The 6,015-nt window shown below is 45.5% G+C and carries 6 protein-coding genes and 1 pseudogene; 2 read left to right on the plus strand and 5 right to left on the minus strand.

Annotated features, from left to right (window positions below; genetic code table 11):
* Positions 1–7 precede the first annotated feature (7 nt).
* On the plus strand, positions 8–616 hold the full coding sequence (locus QUA90_RS23705; RefSeq protein ID WP_333326603.1) for a glutathione S-transferase N-terminal domain-containing protein: 609 nt from the start codon (positions 8–10) through the stop codon (positions 614–616).
* Between the two features lie 185 nt (positions 617–801).
* Here QUA90_RS23705 and QUA90_RS23710 read toward each other — a convergent pair whose 3' ends face one another.
* The 3 genes from QUA90_RS23710 to ahcY form a co-directional block, all read right to left on the minus strand.
* Positions 802–2,226, minus strand: a complete 1,425-nt coding sequence (locus tag QUA90_RS23710) for an NADP-dependent isocitrate dehydrogenase (RefSeq protein ID WP_333326601.1) — start codon at positions 2,224–2,226, stop codon at positions 802–804.
* A gap of 176 nt (positions 2,227–2,402) precedes the next feature.
* The gene (locus tag QUA90_RS23715; protein WP_333082578.1) at positions 2,403–3,005 is read right to left on the minus strand and encodes a DedA family protein; all 603 of its coding nucleotides are present in this window, start codon (positions 3,003–3,005) and stop codon (positions 2,403–2,405) included.
* A gap of 175 nt (positions 3,006–3,180) precedes the next feature.
* On the minus strand, positions 3,181–4,458 hold the full coding sequence (gene ahcY, locus QUA90_RS23720) for an adenosylhomocysteinase (RefSeq protein ID WP_333082580.1): 1,278 nt from the start codon (positions 4,456–4,458) through the stop codon (positions 3,181–3,183).
* A 273-nt stretch (positions 4,459–4,731) separates the two neighbouring features.
* Between ahcY and QUA90_RS23725 the strand changes: the two genes are divergently transcribed.
* Positions 4,732–5,001 (plus strand): mechanosensitive ion channel domain-containing protein, encoded by a 270-nt coding sequence (locus QUA90_RS23725; RefSeq protein ID WP_333326597.1) that lies wholly within the window; start codon positions 4,732–4,734, stop codon positions 4,999–5,001.
* Here QUA90_RS23725 and QUA90_RS30520 read toward each other — a convergent pair.
* A complete protein-coding gene (locus QUA90_RS30520; protein ID WP_445300138.1) occupies positions 4,970–5,218 on the minus strand; it encodes a transposase in 249 nt (82 codons plus the stop codon). The genes QUA90_RS23725 and QUA90_RS30520 overlap by 32 nt on opposite strands.
* 36 nt (positions 5,219–5,254) lie before the next feature.
* Positions 5,255–5,942: pseudogene (locus tag QUA90_RS23735) on the minus strand (transposase); the annotation flags it as partial.
* Positions 5,943–6,015 lie beyond the last annotated feature (73 nt).

The raw sequence follows: 6,015 nt of genomic DNA on the forward strand, positions 1-6,015 counted from the left end.
CACAACTATGATTGACCTCTACACTTTTACCACACCGAACGGTCGCAAAGTCTCGATCATGCTCGAAGAAATAGGTTTACCCTACAACGTGCACGTCATCGACATCACAAAAAACGACCAATTTAGCCCAGAGTTCATCGCAATCAACCCCAACAGCAAAATTCCGGCGATAGTCGATCGAGATAACGGCATCACCGTCTTCGAGTCGGGCGCTATTCTAATCTATCTTGCTGAAAAAAGCGGTAAATTTCTGCCCACAGACAAACAAAAATACTTTCAAGTTATGCAGTGGCTGATGTTTCAAATGGCCAGCGTCGGCCCGATGTTTGGTCAGCTAAACCACTTCAAACGCTTTGCACCCGAACAAATTCCCTATGCGATTGGGCGCTACGAAAAAGAAACCTTGCGCCTCTACGGAGTATTAGACACTCAACTAGCAAAATATGAATATATCTGCGGCGACTATTCTATTGCCGACATTGCTACCTATCCCTGGGTTGCTATTTACGAATTTCAAGGATTAACCCTCGACAACCACCCCCACCTCAAACGTTGGGTAGAAACCTTGCAGAAACGTCCCGCAGTTGAGCGCGGAATGGCTGTTCCATCATTATAAACCCCCCATGTAAATTGTATTTTCGGGCGGGCTAGGAGCAACGGCCCACAAGCAAGTTGACTTTTGTGGAACTGGCTTCTAGCCCGTTCTTAATAAACAGCGGGCGGGCTAGGAGCAACGGCCTACAAAGCAAGTTTACTGGTTGTGGAACGGGCTTCTAGCCCGTTCAAAAAAAGCCCTCAAACTCAATCAGCGAAATGCTTAATAATCGCCTCAGCAAACTCCGAACACTTCAACTCAGGCACCGGCGGCTCCATCAACCTCGCCAAATCGTAAGTAACTTCACCATTAGAAATTGCCGCTCCCAAACCCTTCTTAATCAAGTCTGCTGCTTCCTGCCATCCCATGTATTCTAACATCATCACCCCGGACAAAATCAGGGAACCGGGATTGACTTTATCCAAACCAGCGTGTTTCGGTGCAGTGCCGTGAGTGGCCTCAAAAACTGCACATTCATCACCAATATTCGCACCAGGGCCCATACCCAATCCACCCACAATGGCGGCGGCCGCATCGGACAAATAATCCCCGTTTAGATTCATTGTCGCCAAAATCGAATACTCGGCCGGTCGGGTTTGAATTTGTTGGAAAATACTGTCAGCAATTCGGTCGTTGACCATGATTTTTTCTTTCCACTGGCCACTGCCGTGACTGTCCCAAATTGCAAACAGAACGTCGGCTACTTCTTGACGAATTTTGGCTTGTTTTTCTGGGGTCAAAGCATCGTATCCCGGATCTATTTGGCGAGCATTATCTTCTAAGCTAATGTCGGAATTTTTTTCTTTGTTGCCCAGAATCCAAGACTCTCTTTCAGTTACGCACTGTTGGCGAAATTCGGTGGTTGCTAATTCGTAACCCCAATCTCGGAAAGCTCCTTCAGTATATTTCATGATGTTGCCTTTGTGCACCAAAGTCACTTGCTGCTTATCTTTCGGCAACCGCAAAGCGTGGGTAATGGCACGCCGTACTAAACGCTGAGAACCTGTTTTGCTAATGGGTTTAATTCCGATGCCAGAATCGAGGCGAATTTGTTTTTTGCCATGTTCTGGTGTTGCTGGAATTAACTCATTATTGAGGAATTCAATCAATTTTTTGCCGATTTCGCTGCCTTTTGCCCATTCAATTCCGAGGTAAATATCTTCTGTATTTTCCCGGTAAATAATTACGTCTAGGAGCTCAGGAGTTTTGTGTAGCGATGGTGTTCCAGCATAATATTTGCAGGGTCGCACGCAGGCGTAAAGGTCAAAAATTTGCCGCAAAGCTACGTTTAGCGATCGAATGCCGCCCCCGATTGGGGTTGTCAGTGGCCCTTTGATGGCGACTCCGTATTCTTTGATCGCGTCTAAGGAATCCTGGGGCAGATATTGGTAAGTACCGTAGACATCGCAAGCTTCGTCGCCTACATAGATTTTAAACCAGTTGATTTTTCGATCGCCACCGTAAGCCTTTTCTACCGCAGCATCCATGACTTTCTGGGATGCTGGCCACAAGTCAACGCCGGTACCGTCGCCGCGAATGAAGGGAATAATCGGGTCATTGGGGACGATCGGCGAACCGTCTTTGAAAGTAATTTTAGAACCTGTTGTTGGGGCTACAATTTTTTCGTACATATCTTAACAGCGCGGATAGGAATGTTCCCTATTTTGCCACGATTGTCTGCCTAAACCTCAATCAATCCTAAATATTTGTATAAATTTTTGATAACTTGATTTTTAACCGCAGATAATAGCAGATAGACGCAGATAAACGCAGATGTTTTTGGGGATGTCTGCATTTATCTAGGATTTTATTCTTTTTGCATATTCTTCTTCACTATCCATAAAATACACCAGATGACTATAATCACCACAACTATTTTGGAAACCGGGCCGAGATAATCCTCTACAAGTGTATAATTTTCCCCGAGTTTATATCCGGCAAAAGTCAGAAAACTTACCCATAAAAGAGTGCCGCCTGTTGAGTAGATTAAAAAAGGAATTAAAGGCATATTATTGATGCCAGCGGGCAGAGAAATTAGGGTACGAACTCCCGGTACGAGGCGACACAAAAACACGGCTTTGTTGCCGTGTCTGTTAAACCATCTATTTGCTTTGTCAATATCGGCGCCCGATACTGTGATCCACTTGCCGTATTTGTCGGCTAAATTCCTCAAGCGTTCTTCGCTCAATAATTTACCAGCATAGTACCAGGGAAGCGCCCCCAGAACTGTACCGATTACTCCTGCTGCGATCGCCGGTGAAAACTCCATTCTGTTCTGGAATACCGTAAATCCTGCCAGCGGCATAATCAATTCTGAGGGTATGGGGGGGAAAAGATTTTCTAAAAACATCAACAGCCCTATTCCGAGATAGCCCATCGACTGCATTGTGTTAGTTATCCATTCAACCATTTTGATTCACTAATTTGGTAAGAAGAAGTCAGTAGTCATTAGTCATTAGTCATTGTTCGTTCCCTGGCTGTGCCTGGGAACACATATCTAGAGGCTCTGCCTCGACTCCCCTTGAGGGAGGCAGAGCCTCCTTGTATTCATTCCCAGGCCGAGCCCGGGAACGAGAATACTATGATTAAGTGCCCGAAGTCCAAGAGTTTGTGTACTCAATTTGTTCGGCAGTCAAAGTATCAATGTGAATACCCATTGCTTCCAATTTGAGACGGGCAATTTCTTTGTCAACTTCCACGGGGATTGAGTGAATACCAGGCTCTAGTTTGCCTTTGTTCGTAACTAGATATTCGCAGGCTAAAGCTTGGTTAGCAAAGCTCATATCCATCACGGCACTGGGGTGTCCTTCGGCTGCTGCCAAGTTGATCAAACGACCTTCGCCCAACACAATAACCGACTTGCCATTATTGAGGTGATATTCTTGAGTGAAAGACCGGACTGTTTTTACGTCGGTGCTTTTTGCGCCGAGGGATTTGAGGTCAATTTCAATGTCGAAGTGACCGGAATTGCAAACAATTGCGCCGTCTTTCATTGTCTCGAAATGTTCGGCACGAATGACGTGTTTGTTGCCGGTAACGGTAATGAATATATCTCCGACTGTTGCTGCTTCGTCCATCGGCATGACGCGGAAACCGTCCATCACTGCTTCGATCGCCCGAATCGGATCGATTTCGGTGACAATTACGTTAGCACCCATACCACGGGCGCGCAGTGCCGTGCCTTTGCCGCACCAACCGTAACCTGCAACCACAATATTTTTACCGGCTAACAAAATATTGGTAGCGCGGATAATGCCGTCTAGGGTAGATTGACCGGTACCGTAGCGGTTGTCGAAGAAGTGCTTGGTGTCGGCGTCGTTGACGTTCATTGCGGGGAAAGTCAGCACGCCGTCTTTCAACATGGCCCGCAGGCGCACGATGCCGGTGGTAGTTTCTTCGGTAGTTCCGATCAAGTCGGAAATTTGGTTCGGGCGGTGTTGGATCAGTGCCGCTACCACGTCGCTGCCGTCGTCGATGATAATATTGGGGCGGTGGTCTAGGGCTGTGTAGACGTGACGTTCGTAGGTAGCCGCATCTTCTCCTTTGAGGGCGAAGACGGAAATGCCGTAGTCTTGAACTAAGCAAGCCGCTACGTCATCTTGAGTGCTCAAGGGGTTGCTGGCGATCAGTACGGCGTCGCCACCGCCGAGTTTGATGGCGATTGCCAAATGAGCGGTTTCTGTGGTTACGTGGCAGCAAGCAGCCAAGCGAATGCCAGCGAAAGGCTTTTCTTTAGCGAAGCGTTCTTGAATTTGCCGCAAAACGGGCATTTCCCGACCGGCCCACTCGATGCGTTGCTTTCCCAAGGGGGCGAGGGACAAGTCTTTGACTTCGTGTTTAATCTTGACGGATGTAGCAACCATGTATGTTATTTCTCAGAAATCATCAAACTTTGTTAGTTTTAGCAGATTAACCCATCGGGGGGCAAGTGCTGTGATTTTACTCGATCGGGGTCGGCGCTGCTAATCTTAAATTTTGATTGTGTTTTAATGATTAGCGAGCTAGTCGATGGAGTCACCCGCACAGTGAGAGTCAAACATTCTTGTCGGGCGATCGAGCTCAATCTTTTGTGTTAGCGTGGCATTCTTGAATTATTTGACACTCTCACTTGGGTGGCTGGCAGTTTGAGGGCCTGCGTGATTGCGTTCCCAGCTTGGCAGCCTGCAGATATCATCAGTTGGTTAGGACTTGGTTCAGTAGGGATTAGTTTCCCGTTCCCAGACATCTTCAAATACTTTTTAGCGGAAATATTGTTGCTGTGGCACGAACCGTTTCAATTGGGCGATCGGATAATTGTAGAAGGCTTTGAAGGTACTCTTGAAAAGATTTTGCGGCGTTCAACTGGCTCTCCTGAACTTATGGTTACAAGTTTATCTAATCAAAAAAGCAAGCTACGCGATTCCTAAAATTATTAAAATTAGAAAAACCATACCCTTGCCCCATTATCAACTTAATCCGATTGTTGATTCCTTCCATGACTCCACTTGTGGTGCGATCAAGACAGTAGTTGCAAATACCCTCAAAATAATTCTCAATTGTTGATGCAGATTCTCTAAAAAATACTTGTGCATGATTTGGAATTATGTCAATTTTATAGTGACTAATTAGGGCTTGCTGAATAATTCATTGCTTTCCCAATAACAGGAGCGATCGATATATTCAAGCTCGATTTAATATAAGTCTTTTATGTATTAATCCACTCCTATTAGAAGGGAAGATTATCATCGCTTCCAAAACAGGTGTTCTTTTTCCAAACAGACATAAAAACACACAAAAAACCCGGCGCCACCAGGTAGAAAGATTCATTACCAAAAAAGTAATTGCAATAACGCTACCAGATGTATTATCAAGTTTAGCCATCACTCGATTCAGACCGAATCTTCGTTTACCTTGTCCGAATTTTCCCTCAATCGCGTTGCGAATTCTCTCATCTTCCAACGCTTGCCTCTTTTTTTCTTTACTCACATTTGCTGGAGCTATTCCTAAAGGATGGCCACTGATTCTAATTCCTCTTTCTTTACACCAAGGTCGGTTTTCTCGATTTCGATAAATTCGATCTGCATGAACTGACTCTGGATAATATCCTGTGATCCTATGATATGCTTCTAAAGAGTGCTTTTAAGTCCCCAGATTCGTTAAAGTTATCCCAGCTCATCCGGTCTAAGAATACATACCCTTCAAAGCAACTGGCTGATAGTTTGGCTCGCCTCTCTACGCTTTTTCCGGCTTTTCCTCTGACTATTGGGCGAATGTGGGGCTGACTTAAACTTACTATTATATCCTCAATACTCTGTTTATTGTTGTCAAATAACCATAGCTGTTGACGATAGACTTCCGTGAGGACTAGAGCGTCGGTTCAGTATTAGGAGTTGACAAAAAAAGGACTTTATGAAATTAGCCAGTGCATGAGTTCGACTCTA

This window comes from Microcoleus sp. D3_18_C4 (assembly GCF_036702355.1).
Classification (GTDB): Bacteria; Cyanobacteriota; Cyanobacteriia; order Cyanobacteriales; family Microcoleaceae; genus Microcoleus.

Coding starts and splice junctions, on each gene's coding strand:
- QUA90_RS23705 (WP_333326603.1), top strand. CDS start 8: ATGATTGACCTCTACACTTTTACCACACCGAACGGTCGCAAAGTCTCG.
- ahcY (WP_333082580.1), bottom strand. CDS start 4,458: ATGGTTGCTACATCCGTCAAGATTAAACACGAAGTCAAAGACTTGTCC.
- QUA90_RS23710 (WP_333326601.1), bottom strand. CDS start 2,226: ATGTACGAAAAAATTGTAGCCCCAACAACAGGTTCTAAAATTACTTTC.
- QUA90_RS23715 (WP_333082578.1), bottom strand. CDS start 3,005: ATGGTTGAATGGATAACTAACACAATGCAGTCGATGGGCTATCTCGGA.